The sequence below is a fragment of the Achromobacter spanius genome (assembly GCF_003994415.1).
Lineage (GTDB): Bacteria > Pseudomonadota > Gammaproteobacteria > Burkholderiales > Burkholderiaceae_B > Achromobacter > Achromobacter spanius_C.
Map to the genome: position 1 here is coordinate 6,653,341 of NZ_CP034689.1, position 17,492 is coordinate 6,670,832.

Consider the following 17,492-nt stretch of genomic DNA (forward strand, 5'->3'; position numbering starts at 1 on the left):
TCAGCGGCGAGTCTTCACGCCGATCGGCATGATCTTGCAGGTGCCCGCTTCCAGGTCGAATCCCAGGCGTTCGTCCAGCGTTTCCAGCGCGCGGCCATACATGTGCAGATGGCGGATGACGCTGTCGCCCTGGATTTCAACGGCATGGATATCGTCGGGCATCAACGCGATGCCGGCGCCCGGTCCCACCACCACGGTGCCCGTCTTTTGCAACCGGCCCACGCCTGGCACGGAACCATCGTCCAGGCGGTCGTAGACATAGTTGTATTCCACACCCTCCACGGCGGCGATACAGGCCCAGGTGGTGTGGTTGTGCGGCACGATCTTGTTGCCGGGGCGCATGACGTTCAAGTAGAGCGCGTAGCTTTTGTCGTCGTCTTCAGCAATCAGGTAGCGGGCTTGGCGCTCGCCCTCTTCAGGCGGTGCGTAGCGGTCGCCCATCCACCAATCTGTATGCGCGGCCAGCCCCACTAGTTCTTGCAGCACATCGTCGAGGCTGTCTCGGTTCAGCCCCTTATTTCCTACAGTTTTTTTAATATTTCCGATAGCGGCGTCGATACCAGCCTGATGAGGATGTGCGGTGCTCACGATGATTTTCCCTCTTGTTTCACGAGTTATTGGGTTTAATGTATCGCCGCGATGCCGTGCCAACAATTTAAATTGCCTTAACATTCCATTAGCATCGCTAATACTTTGGGCACATCATGCGCAATCTGGACCTGGACCTGCTTCGCACACTTACGGCTATTGCACGGCACGACACGTTCTCTGAAGCCGCCAACCGGCTGCACAAGACGCAATCGGCCATTACGCAACAGATGCAGCGGCTGGAAGCCAGTATTGGTTTGCCGCTGTTCGAAAAGCAGGGACGCAACAAAGTGCTGTCGTCGCATGGGCGTCGGTTGGTGGAATACGCACGTCACATGCTGGCCATCAACGACGAGGCGCTGCGCGCCCTGCAGGACGGCCCGCTGGAAGGTGATTTGCGCTTGGGTGCGCCGTTGGACGTGGCCGACACCATCTTGCCGACGCTGCTGACGCACATTGCGCGTTCAGCTCCCCGCGTGAAGCTTGAGATTCGCGTGGACCGCAGCCCTTTCCTGATGGACGCCCTGCGCGCTGGCGAGCTTGACCTGACGATATCCACGCGTTTCGATCAGGATTTCGAAGGGGTTGCGCTGCGCACCTCGCCCACCGTCTGGTTAGCGTCCGCCGACTACATGCATGACCCGCACGCGCCCGTGCCGCTGGTGCTGGCGGACGAGCCCAGCATCTTTCGCCGCCTGGCGTTGAACGCGCTGGAACAGGCGCGCGTGCGCTGGCACACGAATTACGTGGCGCCGAATCTGGTGGGTATCAAGGCTGCGCTGCGCGCCGGCCTGGGGGTGACGGCGCGTAGTGTGGAACTGCTGGGGCCCGAGATGCGCGTGCTGGGCGACAAGGAAGGCTTGCCGCCCTTGCCGGACGTTACCTACTTCCTGTGGATAAGGCGTGATCTGATCAATCCGCTGACGCGCCAGGTCTACGACATGCTGCGCAGCAACCTGGGGTTGGCACAGCAGGGCGATGCGGCGGCCGAGCCGCCTGGCGCTCAGTAGCGGTCGAAAATGGCCTGAACAGCGGCCGTGTCGCGAGTTACGGAAAGGGCCAGCATCAACAGGATGCGAGCCTTCTGCGGGTTCAGGTCGCGCGCCGCGATAAAGTCCAGACGGCCATCATCCAGTTCGACGTCGCGCGCGACAAAGCCGCTGCCAGTGCGGCTGGAACGCACCACCGCCACGCCTTTAGCGGCGGCGCGGCTCAAGGCGTCGATGGCCAGGTCCGTTGCATTTCCGTCGCCCACGCCGGCCAATACGATGCCATCGGCCGAGTCGGTCAGGAAGTCGATCACGTCGGCCTGCAGGTTTGCGTGAGCGTAGACAATGTCCACGCGTGGCCACCCAGCCGCTTCCAATGATGCGAGTGAAAGCTCGCTTTGTGTAGTGTGAACCGTGGTGTTGCGGGAATAGAAGCATGGCGCGCCGCCATGCATCACCCCCGCTCTGCCGCGATTGGGCGACGCGAATGCGCACAAGCCGGCACTGGCGATCTTTTGAATCTCGCGCGCGTAGTGCACGTCTTCGTTCATCACGACAAGCGGGCCTCGGCCACGTGCGTCCGGATGGCGGGCCAACGCTACCGCGTTGTAAAGATTTGCGGGGCCTTCGGCGCCCAGTGCGGTTGCCGGCCGCATGGCCCGACCAGCACCACGGGCTTGTCGTGCTGCACCACCAGGCTGAGAAAATAGGCGGTTTCTTCAAGCGTATCGGTGCCGTGCGTAATCACGATGCCGGCTACCGAAGCGTCCTGGCAAAGCGTGTCGACACGCGCCGCCAGCGTGCGCCAGACCTCATGCGTCATGTTCTGGCTGCCCACGTTGGCCACTTGTTCAGCGCGAATGTCGGCGATACGAGCCAACTGAGGCACGGCGGCCAACAGATCATTGACAGAGAACGCCCCCGCCTTGTATCCCGCCGACGTGGCGTCTGCCTGAGCGCCCGCAATCGTGCCGCCCGTGGCCAGAACCGCAATCACCGGCAATGCGCGCTCAGGCATCGACCACTCCGGACAGGCCTTGGCGTTCAAGCAGTGAATTCAGGTGTTCCCAACCGTGAAAGTCGATGACGATCTGGCCCTTTTCCTTGGCGCCCACCTTCAGCGCGACTCGCGTGCCCAAATGATCGGACAGCGCCTCTTCCAAGCGCGTCAGATCGCGCGAAACCCCGTTAGCCTTCTTGCGCGGCGAACTGGCGGACTCCGCTTCCTTGGCGGTCTTGGCCACCAGTTTTTCCGCTTCGCGCACCGACAGGCGGCGCGCGATGATCTGGTTGGCCAACTGGATTTGCGTGGCCGCATCCACGGCCAGTAATGCACGCGCATGGCCCATGTCCACATCGCCGGCCAGCAGCATCGTCTGCACGGGCGCGGCCAGGTTCAGCAGGCGCAGCAGGTTGCTGGTAGCCGAGCGCGACCGGCCGATTGCTTGCGCAGCCTGCTCGTGCGTCAGGCCGAATTCGTCCAGCAGGCGGCGCACGCCGTGCGCTTCTTCCAGCGGGTTCAGGTCTTCGCGCTGAATGTTTTCGATCAGCGCCATGACGGCCGCATTTTCGTCAGCCACTTCGCGCACCAGCACCGGTACTTCTTTGAGGCCGGCCAGTTGGGCCGCGCGGAAACGGCGTTCGCCCGCGATGATCTCGTAATGGCCCGGCGCGGTTTCGCCCAGTGCGCGCACAAGAATGGGTTGCATGATGCCTTGCGTGCGGATCGATTCGGCCAGCTCGCCCAAGGCGCCCTCGTCCATGCGCGTGCGCGGCTGATACTTGCCGGCGCGCATCTTCGAGAGAGGCAAGGTGGAAGGCGGACCCTCGGGCTTGGCCGCGACGGCCCGGCCGATGTTGTCGATCGCAGGCGCGTCCGCGCCCAGCAAGGCGTCCAGTCCGCGACCCAATCCCTTGGGTTTCTTGGTGGCCATAGTTAAATCCTCTTTCCTTCTGTTTTTGTATCCCGAGACCAGGCTCAGGCGTCCGGCTGCTCGGCGGGCAGTCGGTACCAATACGCGTAACAGTCTTTGAAACCGTAGCGGCCATACAAGGCCCGCGCGGCCGTATTTTCCGGCTCGACCTGCAAATATGCCGTCGTGGCGCCACCGGCGGCGCCCTCGCTCAAGAGCTGCTGCACCAGGGCGTCGGCATAACCTTTACGCCGTTGTCCAGGATCAGTGACGATGTCGAACAGGCCCAGCAGTTCATCGTCGCGGACAGCCAGACCCGCGGCGACACACTGCCCCGCTGCGTCAAAAACCAGCACCGGCTGCTTATCCACAGCCAGGCCTTGCAGACGCGCTTGATGCTCACCAATGTGTTCGGATGACGAACCGCGCATGAGGCCGACCGCCTGCGCGAAGCGATCGGTATCAACGTTCCTGAAAGACAAGCCGCCCCGGACGCTGGGCGTGGGGGCGAGCGACATGCTCATGACTCGGGTCTCACCGGTGAAGGTATAACCACGGGCCTCCAGCTCGGCATCCAGGGAAAAATCGGGGCCGATGGAGGTAATGCGCAGCACCATGGGCAAGCCATGGCGCGCGTACAACGAAGAACAATACGCCAGCCGCTCGTCCAGCGGACGTGTGGATAACCCCAGCACATTCACGCTGCGCGCGCGTTTGGCCGACGAATGCGCAAAGCGCACGAGCCAGCCATCATAGAGCACCTGTGCATTGACGGCCGTCGCGTTCAGCGCCACCTCTTCCAAGCGCACGCGCAGGCGGTCCCGCTCGTCGATGGACGGCGTGCAAAATGCCTGTGGCGCGGTTGGAGCAAGAAGCGTGGCTGCGGACATGAGCACGGCTTACTGGAAATCTTTCCTGACGCGCTCGATCATTTCAGCGCCAAACGAGATATAGGCTTGCGCGCCCCGTGACGCACGGTCATACACCACGCCCGGCATGCCGTAACTGGGTGCTTCAGCCAAGCGCACGTTGCGCGGCACGACGGTCTTGAAGACCTTGTCGCCGAAGTGCGCTTCCAGTTGCGCGGACACTTGCTGTTGCAAGGTCATGCGCGGATCGAACATCACGCGCAACAAGCCGATGACGCGCAGGTCGTCGTTGATGTTGCGATGCACGCGCTTGATGGTGTTGACCAGATCGGACAGGCCTTCCAGCGCGAAGTACTCACACTGCATCGGAATGATCACGCCATGGGCGGCAGCCAAGCCGTTGAGCGTCAGCAGGGACAGTGTCGGTGGGCAATCGATCAACACGAAATCGTATTGGCCGGAGACGGTGTCGATCGCCCTCTTCAACTGCCGCTCGCGTTCTTCCATTTGCACCAGGTCAATCTCGGCGCCGGAAAGCTCGCGGTTGGCAGGCAGAACGTCGTAGCCACCGGACTCCGACTTCACACGGGCCTGCTCGATCGTGGCCTCGCCAATCAGCACTTGGTACAGATTCGATTCCAGTGCGTTCTTGTCGATACCACTGCCCATCGTGGCATTGCCCTGGGGATCCAGGTCCACCAGCAACACGCGCTGATTGTGCGTGGCAAGGCCCGCCGCCAAATTGATGGCGGTGGTCGTCTTGCCCACACCGCCCTTTTGGTTGGCAATGCAGAAGACGCGGGCATTTGTGCTGGGGGGTAAATTCTTCATAGGGTTCCTTGACTGCGTCCTTCGCGGCGTTCTTCGCCGCGGCCTTCATTGCGGCGCATCCAGATCAGACAACGTTCTGCTTGCAACTCCGGCACGCAAAGCGGCTGAATATGGTCGACCTGCCATTCCCCGCGCGCATGCAACGCCTGAATTTCCTCTTCGGGGACCTTGCCCTTCATCGCGACGAGGGTACCATCGTTGCGCACGTGACGACCCGCGAGCTGCGCAAAATCGTCCAGGGAAGCGAAGGCCCGCGAGGTAACGATGTTGCACTCGGCTGGGTCCAGCGTTTCGATGCGGGCATGGCGCGCGTGCAGGTTTGGCAAGCTCAGCGCGCCGCTCATCTGACGCACGAATGCGGTTTTCTTTTCAACGGCATCGATGCAGGTCACCGCCCACGCGGGCTGCATGATCGCAAGCACCACACCAGGCAGACCGCCGCCAGACCCCACGTCGAAGATCTTGGCCGATGTGCTCGCGGCACCCAGCGCTTCGTTGAATGGAGCAACCGCGGACAGGCTGTCGAACAGGTGTTGGATCAACATCTGTTGCGGGTCGCGAATCGCGGTGAGGTTATACGTGCGATTCCAGCGCTGCATCTGCGCCAGGTAGTTCAGCAGCTTGGCTTGGGCGGAAGCGTCGGCGTGCAGCCCCAATTGCTCGCATGCGCGCGAGAGGCGGCCGGCCATGTCCGCGCCGGCCAGATGGGTATCGGCGGTCATGCGGCTTGCTTGCGCGAGCCGTAGTGCAGGCGCTTCAGGTGGATAAGCAGCAACGAAATTGCGGCGGGCGTCACGCCCGAAATGCGCGCGGCTTGGCCGACGGTTTCCGGACGATGCGTCTTCAGCTTCTGACGCACTTCAAACGACAGGCTCGTCACGGCGTCGTAGTCGACATCGGCCGGGATGGGCTGCTGTTCATGCGAGATCTGCTTCTGAACTTCGTCTTGCTGGCGGGCGATGTACCCGGCGTACTTCACCTGGATCTCAACCTGTTCGGCCAGGATGTCGTCCTCGACGACGCCGGGCCCTGCCAACAGGGATCCGTCCACGTTGCGTGCGGCCATCAACGCTTCATAGGAAACATTCGGACGTTTCAGCAGATCAGCTAGTGAGTACTCACGTTCAATCGCCTTGCCCAGCAGGGGTTCGGCAATTTCCAACGGCATCACGCGTGGATTCACCCATGACGTCTTCAATCGCTCGACTTCGGCCGCAACGGCGTCGCGCTTACGGTTAAAGGCATTCCAACGCGCGTCGTCCACGATACCCAATTGGCGGCCGATCTCGGTCAGGCGCAAATCGGCATTATCTTCACGCAGGCTTAGCCGGTACTCGGCGCGCGACGTGAACATGCGATAGGGTTCGGTCACGCCGCGCGTAACCAGGTCGTCTACCAGCACGCCCAAATAAGCTTCGTCGCGGCGCGGTGTCCATTGGTCGCGGCCCAGCGATAGCAGGGCCGCATTCACGCCAGCCAACAAACCTTGGGCGGCAGCTTCTTCGTAACCCGTCGTGCCATTGATCTGACCAGCGAAGAAAAGTCCGCCGATTGCCTTGGTCTCAAGCGTGCTCTTCAATCCACGTGGATCAAAGTAGTCGTACTCGATGGCGTAGCCGGGGCGCATGATGTGCGCATTTTCCAGGCCACGCAGCGAATGAATCAGATCAAGCTGAACATCGAACGGCAGGCTGGTCGACACGCCGTTCGGATACACCTCATGCGTGTCCAGACCTTCCGGCTCCAGAAAGACCTGATGCGATTCCTTGTCTGCAAAGCGGTGGATCTTGTCTTCGATCGACGGGCAATAACGCGGGCCCACGCCTTCGATAACACCGCTGTACATTGGCGAGCGGTCCAGCCCGCCCCGAATGATGTCATGGGTGCGGGCGTTGGTATGGGTGATCCAGCAAGGGAGCTGCCGGGGGTGCATGGCCACATTGCCCATGTACGAAAACACGGGAACCGGGTCCAGGTCACCCGGCTGCTCTTCCAGAATGCTGTAGTTGATGGAGCGGCCATCAATGCGCGGAGGCGTGCCGGTTTTCAGACGCCCCTGGGGAAGCTTGAGTTCCTTCAGACGCTGGCCCAGCGAAATCGCAGGAGGATCACCCGCGCGGCCACCCGAATAGTTCTGCAGACCCACGTGAATCAGGCCATTCAAGAAGGTCCCCGCGGTCAGGACAACCGTCTTGGCTCGGAACTTCAAGCCAACCTGCGTGACGGCACCGACTACCCGGTCCCCTTCCACCATCAGATCTTCCACCGCCTGCTGGAACAGCCACAGGTTGGGCTGATTCTCCAAGCGCCCACGGATGGCTTGCCGGTACAGAACCCGGTCTGCCTGGGCACGGGTTGCACGCACAGCCGGCCCCTTGGAGCCGTTAAGAATGCGGAACTGAATACCCGCTTCGTCCGTAGCCAAAGCCATCGCGCCACCCAGGGCGTCGACTTCTTTGACCAGATGGCCCTTGCCGATCCCACCAATAGAGGGATTGCAAGACATTTGGCCTAGGGTTTCGATGTTGTGCGTCAACAGCAGCGTCTGGGCGCCAGCGCGCGCGGCAGCCAGTGCCGCTTCAGTGCCGGCGTGGCCGCCACCGACGACGATGACATCGAATTCGCGGGGATAGTCCATGATGAGGGGAAAGATAAGAAGGCGTTCGGTGCTCATTATAGAGGCAGGGATTGCATGTTTCACGTGAAACGTTTGCCGATAGAGAAGTGCGGGAGTCCACGCCGGATCAGCGTCGGGAAATCACAACGACATCCCTTCTAGACGGGGAAAATATGTCGGCATCTGCTGATTTCCGGCACAGGATGTTCCACGTGAAACACTATCAAGTGTGGCAAACCTGGATCTCTCGAACGCGTTCGCTGCTATGTTTCACGTGGAACATCCTTGTGGAGCAAGTAGATCCCGCGCAGACCACCACGGGTTTGGCGTCTGTCTGGCGCTCCCATTTTTGTTCCACGTGAAACATCGCAACGATTTCGCCGCAATTTATTGGCGTGATAAAGAAAAAGCATGCGTAGCCTAACCGCTTATGCGTCCGAGCCAATCGACATGGCGAAAAAAAGATTGGCGGCCAGCAAGGTCAACTCAAAAAGAAAAAAACAATTATTTTGACCCTACCCTACCCCTTACCCAAAAAAACTACTTTTTTTTAGCTTCACGTGAAAAAAGTAGAGAAAAGAAAACGAGGAGAAGACTTCGGACACCTGACAAGCAACCCACCGCCCGCCGCGCGATTCTCCAAGAGTCGAAAAATATCAACGCCGCATTTGCCGCTGTCCCGGTAGACGCGTGCAAATTGCACTTATCTTGCTGCCGTGGAAAAGTAAGTCCGCAGCCACGCTCTTTATTCACAAGGCGCGGTGGATATCCTGGTGGGCCAAATTTTGTCCCCCCGTCCCGATGCAGCGGCGTAGGCAAAGCAAGATATCAACAGCTACGATAGCAAGCGCGTTTATGCCAGACCCGACCTTCACATGAATATGTTTGTCTGAATAACTTTGGGGATAACTTAAGAAGGGCGATTTGGAAAACAAGCGCTGGCCCGCGCTAGCCACATCCAACGGTAAAACTCGACGATCAACAAGCCGAACGTGATTGCACCGGATGTCATAGGAGAAATCGCATTGTCGTGCGCCAACACGCGGCTGATTCCACTTCAGCCACCGCAGCGTTAAATCCAATGTGCACCACGATTTTTCACGTGGAAAACTTTGTGGATAAGCTGGGCATTCATTCCCAGCGCTTTTCCACCGCCCGCCCGATGAGGAAAGCTGGACATGCACGAGAGCACGAAAAGCCGGGAACTCTATAGTTATTGGTCAGTCAAATTGCGACAAAAATGCGGCTCGCGGCTTATTCACAGACTTATCCCGCAGCGCCCATCCTGATTCCTATTTCAGCCGCCAATCCGGGCGCGACTCTCTTTATCGCGCGTAGTGTCCACACTGCGGCAGGCCGCTGATCTTTGACATCACAAATATCTTGCCCGGCCAGCACCCGCCCCGCCATCCTCCATATGGACGAGAGTCCGGTTTCATGTGGCACTTGTGGAAAAGCAGCTTGCGTGATTTGGGGGCCCATCCGACGCAATGAACGCAACAGCCCGTTCAATGCGACAAGGCAGAAAAGATCCTCAACCATTTCCGCTGGCTCGTCGAAATTCCGCACCAAAGCCGCCCCCAAACGTTCCTATCCCCATTTCTATCCACAGGCAGTTGCAGCCTTTTTTTGCCACTTTGCGTCAAAATCTGTGCATAACCGGCATGGGGATATCTTTGTGAACAACCATGGCTGGATGCCGAAAAATCGGTATGAAGAACTACCGCAAAGCGGCCGATTCGCGTAGGCATCGCTACCCTGGGCATCATCAAAATAAAGTGCCAAAACCGCATTTTTACGGGGGAAACAGGGGGTTTTCGCGCTAAGCCAGCATGCGCGCACAGCGTGGGCAGGCACCAAACAGCGCCACGTGCAATACCAAACGTGAAACTTGAAAATCTGTGCAAAACCTCCACCGCAGCAATGCCCGTGCTTCATTAATGAGCATCAAAATGGAGATGCTCAAAAATAATTATCCACAGAGTTATCCAAGGGTAGAGAATATGTTAGTGAACACTAACTATTGTGCACGGCAGAGGCTTGCCGTCGTTCCCAAAGCGGGGCCAAACAGCCCGGGAATGAAACAACGCCCCAGATCCGAAGATCTTGGGGCGTTGTAGCCAGGTTTAGACCTGGCGGACGGGAAATGGGGATTCCCCGATTTAAAGCGGGCGAATTTCGGCCGCTTGAGGTCCTTTCGGACCATCCTTAACTTCGAATTCGACTTCCTGCCCTTCGTTCAGGCTGCGATAGCCGCGGCCCTGGATGGCGGAAAAGTGTGCGAAAACATCAGTTCCGCCAACATCGGGGGTAATGAAGCCATAACCCTTGTCGGCGTTGAACCACTTAACTTTGCCCTTCTGAGCCATTTTTTCTAGCGTCCTGTAATTAACTCGAAATGCAATGAATCAAGGACGCCGTGAGAACTGAACGACCGGTAGAAATACCTGCGTTGCTGCTGTGTTCCCGCTCGTCGCCAAGCAACAGAACGAGTCCGCGCGCTGCTTGAATCAACTGCGGAATCAGCATACTCATCCGGCATTGACGCCTCATATTGTTGTTTACCCCAATGTCGCATTTTTCAGACTCGACCCAAGTACCGCCATGCGGAATTAGCCTTGCCGACGCGCAAGAATGGCGTAAATCGGGCCTGTCACAATCACCACGAAAACCATGCGCGTGACATGAAAGGCGGTTACCACGGGCACCCCAAGTTGAAGCACTTTGGCGGTGATGGCCATCTCGGCAATGCCGCCTGGCGTAGTGCCCAAGATAAGCGTGGGTACCGGCGCCACCGACCAGCAGGCCAGCAGCGCACCCAAGCCAAACGCCAACCCCAAAGCGGTCAAGGTAAAGGCTGCTACCACCGCGATAAAACGCGGCGCCGCCCGAAAGAAGTCCGGGCGGTAGCGGTCGCCCAGGGACCAGCCGATAAGCAATTGACCCACCTTGGGCACATAGTCCGGCAAAGCCGACCATTCAATGCCCGATGAGGTCAGCAACATGGCTATCAGCATCGGCCCCAATACCCAGGGGTTCGGCAAACGCAGCTTCACGAAGGCCATGCCGCCAACACAGGTCAGCGCCACCAATGCAGCCAGACCCGCGCCGTGGACCGCGGTGGGTCCAGGCACCGTGGGATCTAGCCCCGCCACGCCCCACCACTGGAAAATGAACGGTACGGTCACCACCACCAACAGCACCCGCACACTGTGCGCCGTGGCCACCCGGTCGATGCGCGCGCCATGGCGTTCCGCCAGATTGGCCATCTCGCTTGCCCCGCCGATGGCGGACGAAAACCAGGCGGTCTTGAGATCGGCATCCGTATAGCGGCGAAGCATAGCGGTCCCCATGAACGCCAGCGCCAACGCGAACAACATGCCGACGACGATAGGCCCCGCATTGCTGCCGATGTGCCCGATCACCTGCGGCGTGAAGTACAAGCCCAGCGACGTGCCTATCACCCACTGCCCGCCGTTGCGTGCCGGCCTGGGGCAGACCGTGCCCAGGCCGGCGATCCGCGTCGCGGCCGTGACGAGCAACGCGCCCAGCATCCACGGCAAAGGCAGATGCGCCCACACCGCCAACAGCGCACCAGCCAGCGCGATCACCAAGCCGCCCATCACCCTCAACCACATGTTCTGAACCACGATTCCATCCACCTGCGGCGCCAATGCGAAACCCGAATTATGAGTTAGTGGGATACTTACGAGAACTTTCTTCGCCCCTTGCGCATTCCTTCGCGTTCACCATGATCCGATCCAAACTTCCCGACGTTGGCACCACCATCTTCACCGTCATGAGCCGCTTGGCCATCGAACACAAGGCCATCAACCTGGGCCAGGGCTTTCCTGACTTCGATCCCGACCCCGCGCTGTGTGCGTTGGTGACCCAAGCCATGGCCAATGGCCACAACCAGTATCCGTACATGCCTGGCGTCGCGCCCTTGCGTGAAGCCATCGCGGCCAAGACGCGCGAGCTCTATGGCCACGCCTACGACCCGGAGACCGAGATCACGGTGACCAGCGGCGCCACCGAGGCGCTGATGGCAACGGTGCTGGCCGCGGTCAACAGCGGCGACGAAGTCGTCGTCATTGAACCCTGCTACGACTCCTACCTGCCGGCCATCCGGCTGGCGGGCGGCACAGCCGTGCCGGTGCCGCTGCGCGCGCCCACCGAGGCTGACCCTTACTACCGCATCGACTGGCAGCGCGTACGCGACGCCATCACGTCGAAGACGCGCCTGCTGATGCTGAACTTCCCGCACAACCCCACGGGCGCGGTGCTTGACGACAGCGACCTGGACGCGTTGGAAGCCATCGTGCGCGATACCGGCGTGCTGCTGGTGTCGGATGAGGTCTATGAGCACATCGTGTTTGATGGCAAGCCGCATGCCAGCGTGGCGCGTCGGCCGTTACTGGCCGAACACGCTTTCGTGATCTCGTCGTTCGGCAAGACTTATCACACCACCGGCTGGAAGATCGGCTACTGCTGCGCGCCGCGGCAGCTCAGTGCCGAGTTGCGCAAGGTACACCAGTTCATGGTGTTCACGGTGCCCTCGCCGATGCAGTTCGCCTTGGCCGAATTCATGCGTGATCCCAAGCCGTACCTGGACCTGCCAACCTTCTACCAGGCCAAGCGAGACCGTCTGTCGCAAGGCCTGGCCAACACGCGATTCCGTCCGCTACCGAGTCCGGGCACGTTCTTCCTGCTGGCTGATTACAGCCAGATTTCCAAGCAGAATGAAGCCGACTTTGCCCGCGACCTGACCGTGCGCCACGGCGTGACGGTGATCCCTGTTTCGGCCTTCTATCGCCAACCCGATGCCGCCGAATCCAACCACCATATCGTGCGCTTCTGCTTTGCAAAGAAGGATGCCACGCTTGACGCGGCGCTGGAAAGATTGGCGCAAGTCTGATCGTTCCAAAAAATACGAGTGATTACTCGTATTCAGAATAAAAGCATAGGGGCGCTTCGAAGCGCCCCTATGCTTTACATGCCGCTAGGCCTATCTTTACGAGGCATCAGCCGCCACGTTCCTGGACCGCCGAATGCGACGCAACACTTGCGGCACCACCACCACCGCCAGCGCCGCCGCCCACAACGACAGGGACACAGGGCTGGAAAAAAGCACGACCACGTCGCCATCCGTGATGGACAGGGCACGCCGCAGGTTTTGTTCCATCATGTTGCCCAACACCACGCCCAGCACCAACGGCGCCATCGGCACCCCGAACTTGCGCAGGAAGTATCCCAACGCGCCGATACCGGCCACCAGCAATAGGTCAAACGTGCCCGAATTGATCGCGTACACACCGATATAGCTGATGCAAAGAATGCCGGGAACCATCAGCCAGCCCGGTACCGACAGCACCTTCGAGAACAAGCGCACCAGCGGCACGTTCATGACGAACAGCAGCACGTTGGCGACGAACAGCGATGCGATCAAACCCCACACCAACTCTGGTTTGGTGTCGAACAGGACCGGTCCCGGCGTGATGTTGTAGAGCGTCAGCGCGCCCATCATGACCGCCGTCGTGCCTGATCCCGGTACGCCCAGCGTCAACATCGGCACGAATGATCCGATGGCGGACGCTGTGGCGGCGGCTTCCGGCGCAACCAGACCCCGCATATCACCCTTGCCAAATTTGGCGTTCGGGTCTTTGGCTTCGATGATGCGTTTTTCTTGCGAATAGGCAACGGCCGCGGCAACGCTGGCCCCCGCTCCGGGCAACACGCCCACGCCAAAGCCAACCAGCGCGCTGCGCACCACGCTCCACCACGTGAACGCCAACTCTTTCAGGTTGAACAGCTTGCGACCACTGGGGGTGACTTCAACGCTGTGCCCACGAACTACCTTTTCCAACATCTCCAGCATTTCGCTGACCGCGAACAAGGCAATCACAATCACCACGAAATCAATCCCGTCAGCCAGATGCACTGATTCAAAGGTGTAGCGGTAAACCCCTGAATTCGCGTCCACGCCCACCACCGAAATCGACAAGCCGATCATCGCAGCCAATACCCCCTTGACGGGCTGCTTTCCCAGCAGGCTCGTCAAGCAGCAGAACGCGAAAATCATCAGGACGAAATACTCGGCCGGACCGAAAGCCAGCGCCCATTTCGCCAACAGCGGCGCCAGCAGGATGATGCCCACTACCGATACGATGGCGCCGAAAAACGCCGACCATGCCGACAACGACAACGCCACATTGGCCATACCCTGACGCGCCAACGGATACCCGTCCAGCGTCGTCATGATGGCACTGGCCTCGCCGGGCACGTTCAAGAGAATCGCCGTAATGCGGCCGCCGTATTCCGCACCTACATACACGGCCGCCAGCAGGATCAAGGCAGTTTCCGGCGGCAGGTTCATGGCAAAAGCGATGGGTATCAGCATCGCCACGCCGTTGACAGGACCCAGGCCGGGCAGCACGCCCACCATGGTGCCGATGAAGGATCCGATCATGGCCACCAGAATGTTGGTGAGCGAGAACGCAACCCCGAAACCGATTGAAAGATGATCAAGAATGCCGCTCATAGCAAGGTCTCCAGCAGGCCGCCGGGCAACACAACGTCCAGCACTTTGTCGAACAGCAAGAAAAACACCACGCTCATGACGATGCCGCCGATGGCGCACTTGACCCAGCCGCCACCAAACAAGCGGCCCACAAAAACCGTCATCAGGCTGGTGGCGATAATGAAGCCCAACCATTGGAACAAGAAGGCATAGCCCACCGTGAACGCCATCATCAACGCGATGCGTCCATTGGCTCCGGGCGGGTTGGCTTCCACTGTGTGGCCGCCCTTGTAGACCAGCCACAAGCCGCACAGGCCGATGATGGCGGCCACCAGCAAGGGAAAGGCGCGTGGGCCGACGGGTTCGTAGGCGAACGGGGCTTCAATGCCCCATCCCGCCGCTGTCATGAAGGCAGCCAGCGCCAGCGCGCCTATGCCCAGGATTCGATCATTCATGATCCACTTTTCCGTTGTATGGGAACGCGCGGGCGCAGCCGCCCCCGTCGCCACCTGCCAGGCCAGCGGCGCGGGGAACCCTTGCGGGGCGCGATAGAAAGGGAACGCCTTGCGGCGCGGCTTACTTCTTGGACTTACTTCTTGATGAGGCCGAATGAATCCGCGAGTTCGCCGTAGACCTTGACGCGCTCCTTCACGTACGCATCCAGCTCAGGGCCCGTCTTGTTGAACGGAAACAGACCCTGTTGCTGACGCAACTTTTCGAATTCGGGCGACGCCACGGTCTTGTTGAACGCATCGACCCAGAACTGGTAGTCCTTGTCGGACACCTTCGGCCCCACGTAGAAGCCGCGGATGATGGGCCAGACGATGTCATAGCCCTGCTCTTTGGCTGTCGGGACCGTATTCAGCTTGCCCGGCAGGCGCTGGTCGTTGAACACCGCCAGCACCCGAATGGGCGCGCCGCCTTCCAGCATCGTGAACGCTTCGGCCGCATCACCCATGTAGGCCTGGATATGGCCGCCGCGCAACGCGGTAACCGCTTCGCCCCCGCCTTCGAAGGCGACGAAACGCATTTTCTTGAAGTCCACGCCGGCCGCCTTCGCGGTCAGGGCGGCCTTCATCCAGTCCTGGCTGCCCACCGTGCCACCGGCGCCCAGCACGATCTTGGTGGGATCCTGCTTGAAGGCCTCCATCAGGCTCTTCAGGTCGGTATAGGGCGAGTCGTTGCGGACGACGGCGACGCCGTAGTCGGTGCCGATGCCGGCCAGCCAGCGCACGTCGTTGACGTTGTATTTGCCGAATTTGCCCTGGGCCAGGTTCAGCAGGGAACCGCCGGAGAACGCAACGATGGTGCCGGGTTCGTTGGGGTGCTGGGCCACGATGTTGTTGTAGGCCACCGCGCCGATGCCGCCCGGCATGTAGACGATGCGCATCGAACTCTTGAGCGCGCCGCTTTGCTTCAGGCCCTCGGTTGCCAAACGGCAGGTCAGGTCGAAACCGCCGCCGGGTTGGGCCGGCGCGATGCATTCCGGGCGGCGAGGCTCATCAGCGGCCTGGGCCACGCCCAGGGACAAGGTCATCGCGCCAAGCGCCGCCAAGGCGGCCAGGCGCAGCTTCAGGCTGGTCTGCATTCTTGCGTCTCCGAGATTTATAGGTCTAGGTATGGCTGGTTGGCCGAGCCGGCGATGTCACGCCTGCACGAACCCAGCGGACCCTACCGTACAAAATCGAAGCTTTCCAAACCCTTTCAAATCGCGCCCATTTCGTGACGCGGCGCAGCATTCACCGTGGGTTCCAGGGAAAACACCAAGGTCGCGCGCAATCCGGGTAAAGGCGCGCGGTTCTCCAGCACCAGCTTGGCGCCAAGGATTTCGGCAATGGTGCCCACAATGGCCAGGCCCAGCCCCGCCCCTGACGTGTTCTTGCCCGCCGCGCCCCGGCGAAAGCGTACACAGGCACGGGCGATGTCCTCGGCCGACATGCCAGGGCCGTCATCCTCTACCACCAGCCTTGCCTCGCTTCCCTTGGCCTGTACGGTCACGGTGACCTCTCCGGTCGGCGACGCGTAACGGATCGCGTTGTCGACCAGGTTAGTGACCGCTTCGCGCAGCAACCATTCTGTGCCGTTGACCGGCAAGGGGCGTTGCGCGGCCTCCAGGCCTATGTCCAATTGCCGGGCCCGCGCCGCTGGCAGCAGGTTGCGAATCACGGAGTCGGCAAGTTCGACCAGATCGACGGATTCCACGGTGAATCCGCTTTCGCCCAGGGAAGCGTCCTTAGCGCGCGCCAGGGCGAGCATTTGGTTGGTGGTGCGTACGGCCCTGTCCAGGCCCTCCTGCATCGCCAGAAGGGCTGTACGGACCTCCTGGGGGTCTGTTTCGCGCAAGGCATAGGCCGTTTGGGTTCGCAAAACGGACAAGGGCGTGCGTAATTGATGGGACGCGTCGTCCAGGAACTGGCTCTGTACCCTCGCCTGGGCCGCAAAACGGGCCATGTGGAGGTTTACAGCGGCAACCAAGGGCAGGACCTCACCCGGCATCTCGGAATCGCTGACGGGGCTTAAATCGTCTCCAGAACGCCCTTCCACCTCTTGCCTGAGCCGGGCAAGCGGACGTAGCGCCATGAATACCCCCAGGATGATGACCAGAACGCTGATGAGGATCACCGCCAGGTCACGCTCCACCGACCGCAGCAGTACCTGGTGCAGGAACGCCTGGCGGCCTTCCAGCCCCTCCGCAACCTGCACGATTACCCGTCCCCCTTTATTCGCGTAGAGCGGCGGGTCCATGGGGCGGGCCAGCGCGGCAACCCGCACGGGGGTGCCCTGGTAAGTCGCATAGAAAAAACGCGGTTCGCCCGATTTCAGTGGTTGATCCGGCATCGGCAGGTCCGGATGTCCTATTTCGGCCAGCCCATCCTCGGTTGCCACCCGGTAGAACACGTTTCCATTGGCCGTCAGCTCAAAAAATTCCAGCATCAGGTAGGGCTGTTCCATGGCTAATCCACCGCTGGCTGTGGATATGTTGTGGTCGATTGCGCGCAATGCTCCAGAAAGCGAACGGTCGTACGCAATGTCGACCTGGTTACGCAGTTGGTGGTTTGACAGCCACAACGCACCCATCATCACCAAGACCAAGGTCGGAATCAGCCACCAGAGCAGCTGCGTCTTGAGCGTGCGATTGCGTTTTTTTGGCGCGAAAAATCCGTT

Annotated in this window: 14 protein-coding genes and 1 pseudogene; 2 read left to right on the forward strand and 13 right to left on the reverse strand. The window is 60.3% G+C overall.

The genetic code is table 11. The features are described 5' to 3' along the window. A complete protein-coding gene (locus ELS24_RS30605; RefSeq protein ID WP_127186198.1) occupies nucleotides 1-588 on the reverse strand; it encodes a cysteine dioxygenase family protein in 588 nt (195 codons plus the stop codon). 116 nt (nucleotides 589-704) lie between these two features. Here ELS24_RS30605 and ELS24_RS30610 point away from each other — a divergent pair, with 116 nt between their 5' ends. Then, nucleotides 705-1,598 (forward strand): LysR substrate-binding domain-containing protein, encoded by an 894-nt coding sequence (locus ELS24_RS30610; RefSeq protein ID WP_050447333.1) that lies wholly within the window; start codon nucleotides 705-707, stop codon nucleotides 1,596-1,598. Here ELS24_RS30610 and ELS24_RS30615 read toward each other — a convergent pair. The 8 genes and pseudogenes from ELS24_RS30615 to ELS24_RS30650 all read right to left on the reverse strand — a co-directional run bounded on the left by ELS24_RS30615 (nucleotide 1,592) and on the right by ELS24_RS30650 (nucleotide 11,445). Beyond that, nucleotides 1,592-2,595: pseudogene (locus tag ELS24_RS30615) on the reverse strand (asparaginase). The gene ELS24_RS30610 and the pseudogene ELS24_RS30615 overlap by 7 nt on opposite strands. Next, nucleotides 2,588-3,511 (reverse strand): ParB/RepB/Spo0J family partition protein, encoded by a 924-nt coding sequence (locus ELS24_RS30620; RefSeq protein ID WP_050447335.1) that lies wholly within the window; start codon nucleotides 3,509-3,511, stop codon nucleotides 2,588-2,590. Before ELS24_RS30620 ends, ELS24_RS30615 begins: the two are co-directional and overlap by 8 nt. A 44-nt stretch (nucleotides 3,512-3,555) precedes the next feature. After that, nucleotides 3,556-4,380, reverse strand: a complete 825-nt coding sequence (locus tag ELS24_RS30625) for a GNAT family N-acetyltransferase (RefSeq protein ID WP_127186199.1) — start codon at nucleotides 4,378-4,380, stop codon at nucleotides 3,556-3,558. Nucleotides 4,381-4,389: 9 nt separating this feature from the next. Further along, nucleotides 4,390-5,190 carry a ParA family protein gene (locus tag ELS24_RS30630; RefSeq protein ID WP_050447337.1) on the reverse strand — a complete coding sequence of 267 codons (801 nt, stop codon included), beginning with the start codon at nucleotides 5,188-5,190 and terminating at the stop codon, nucleotides 4,390-4,392. Continuing rightward, the gene (gene rsmG / locus ELS24_RS30635) at nucleotides 5,187-5,912 is read right to left on the reverse strand and encodes a 16S rRNA (guanine(527)-N(7))-methyltransferase RsmG (protein ID WP_127186200.1); all 726 of its coding nucleotides are present in this window, start codon (nucleotides 5,910-5,912) and stop codon (nucleotides 5,187-5,189) included. Before rsmG ends, ELS24_RS30630 begins: the two co-directional genes overlap by 4 nt. Continuing rightward, nucleotides 5,909-7,828, reverse strand: a complete 1,920-nt coding sequence (gene mnmG, locus ELS24_RS30640; protein WP_127186505.1) for a tRNA uridine-5-carboxymethylaminomethyl(34) synthesis enzyme MnmG — start codon at nucleotides 7,826-7,828, stop codon at nucleotides 5,909-5,911. Before mnmG ends, rsmG begins: the two co-directional genes overlap by 4 nt. A 2,141-nt stretch (nucleotides 7,829-9,969) precedes the next feature. Continuing rightward, nucleotides 9,970-10,176 (reverse strand): cold-shock protein, encoded by a 207-nt coding sequence (locus tag ELS24_RS30645; RefSeq protein WP_006216596.1) that lies wholly within the window; start codon nucleotides 10,174-10,176, stop codon nucleotides 9,970-9,972. A gap of 243 nt (nucleotides 10,177-10,419) precedes the next feature. Further along, nucleotides 10,420-11,445: an AbrB family transcriptional regulator gene (locus ELS24_RS30650; protein ID WP_050447340.1), complete on the reverse strand. Its 1,026-nt coding sequence runs from the start codon at nucleotides 11,443-11,445 to the stop codon at nucleotides 10,420-10,422. A gap of 113 nt (nucleotides 11,446-11,558) precedes the next feature. On the opposite strand from ELS24_RS30650, the gene ELS24_RS30655 reads away from it, so the two are divergent. Then, entirely contained in the window at nucleotides 11,559-12,725 is a 1,167-nt protein-coding gene (locus ELS24_RS30655; RefSeq protein ID WP_127186201.1) for a pyridoxal phosphate-dependent aminotransferase, read from the forward strand. Between the two features lie 96 nt (nucleotides 12,726-12,821). Here the strand turns inward: ELS24_RS30655 and ELS24_RS30660 are convergent, their stop codons facing one another. The 4 genes from ELS24_RS30660 to ELS24_RS30675 all read right to left on the reverse strand — a co-directional run bounded on the left by ELS24_RS30660 (nucleotide 12,822) and on the right by ELS24_RS30675 (nucleotide 17,408). After that, the gene (locus ELS24_RS30660; protein ID WP_050447342.1) at nucleotides 12,822-14,348 is read right to left on the reverse strand and encodes a tripartite tricarboxylate transporter permease; all 1,527 of its coding nucleotides are present in this window, start codon (nucleotides 14,346-14,348) and stop codon (nucleotides 12,822-12,824) included. Continuing rightward, nucleotides 14,345-14,782, reverse strand: a complete 438-nt coding sequence (locus ELS24_RS30665) for a tripartite tricarboxylate transporter TctB family protein (RefSeq protein ID WP_050447344.1) — start codon at nucleotides 14,780-14,782, stop codon at nucleotides 14,345-14,347. The genes ELS24_RS30660 and ELS24_RS30665 overlap by 4 nt, the downstream gene beginning before the upstream one ends. 134 nt (nucleotides 14,783-14,916) lie before the next feature. Continuing rightward, complete coding sequence (locus tag ELS24_RS30670) at nucleotides 14,917-15,915, reverse strand: Bug family tripartite tricarboxylate transporter substrate binding protein (RefSeq protein ID WP_050447345.1); 999 nt, start codon at nucleotides 15,913-15,915, stop codon at nucleotides 14,917-14,919. A 116-nt stretch (nucleotides 15,916-16,031) separates the two neighbouring features. Continuing rightward, nucleotides 16,032-17,408, reverse strand: a complete 1,377-nt coding sequence (locus ELS24_RS30675) for a sensor histidine kinase (RefSeq protein WP_127186506.1) — start codon at nucleotides 17,406-17,408, stop codon at nucleotides 16,032-16,034. Nucleotides 17,409-17,492 lie beyond the last annotated feature (84 nt).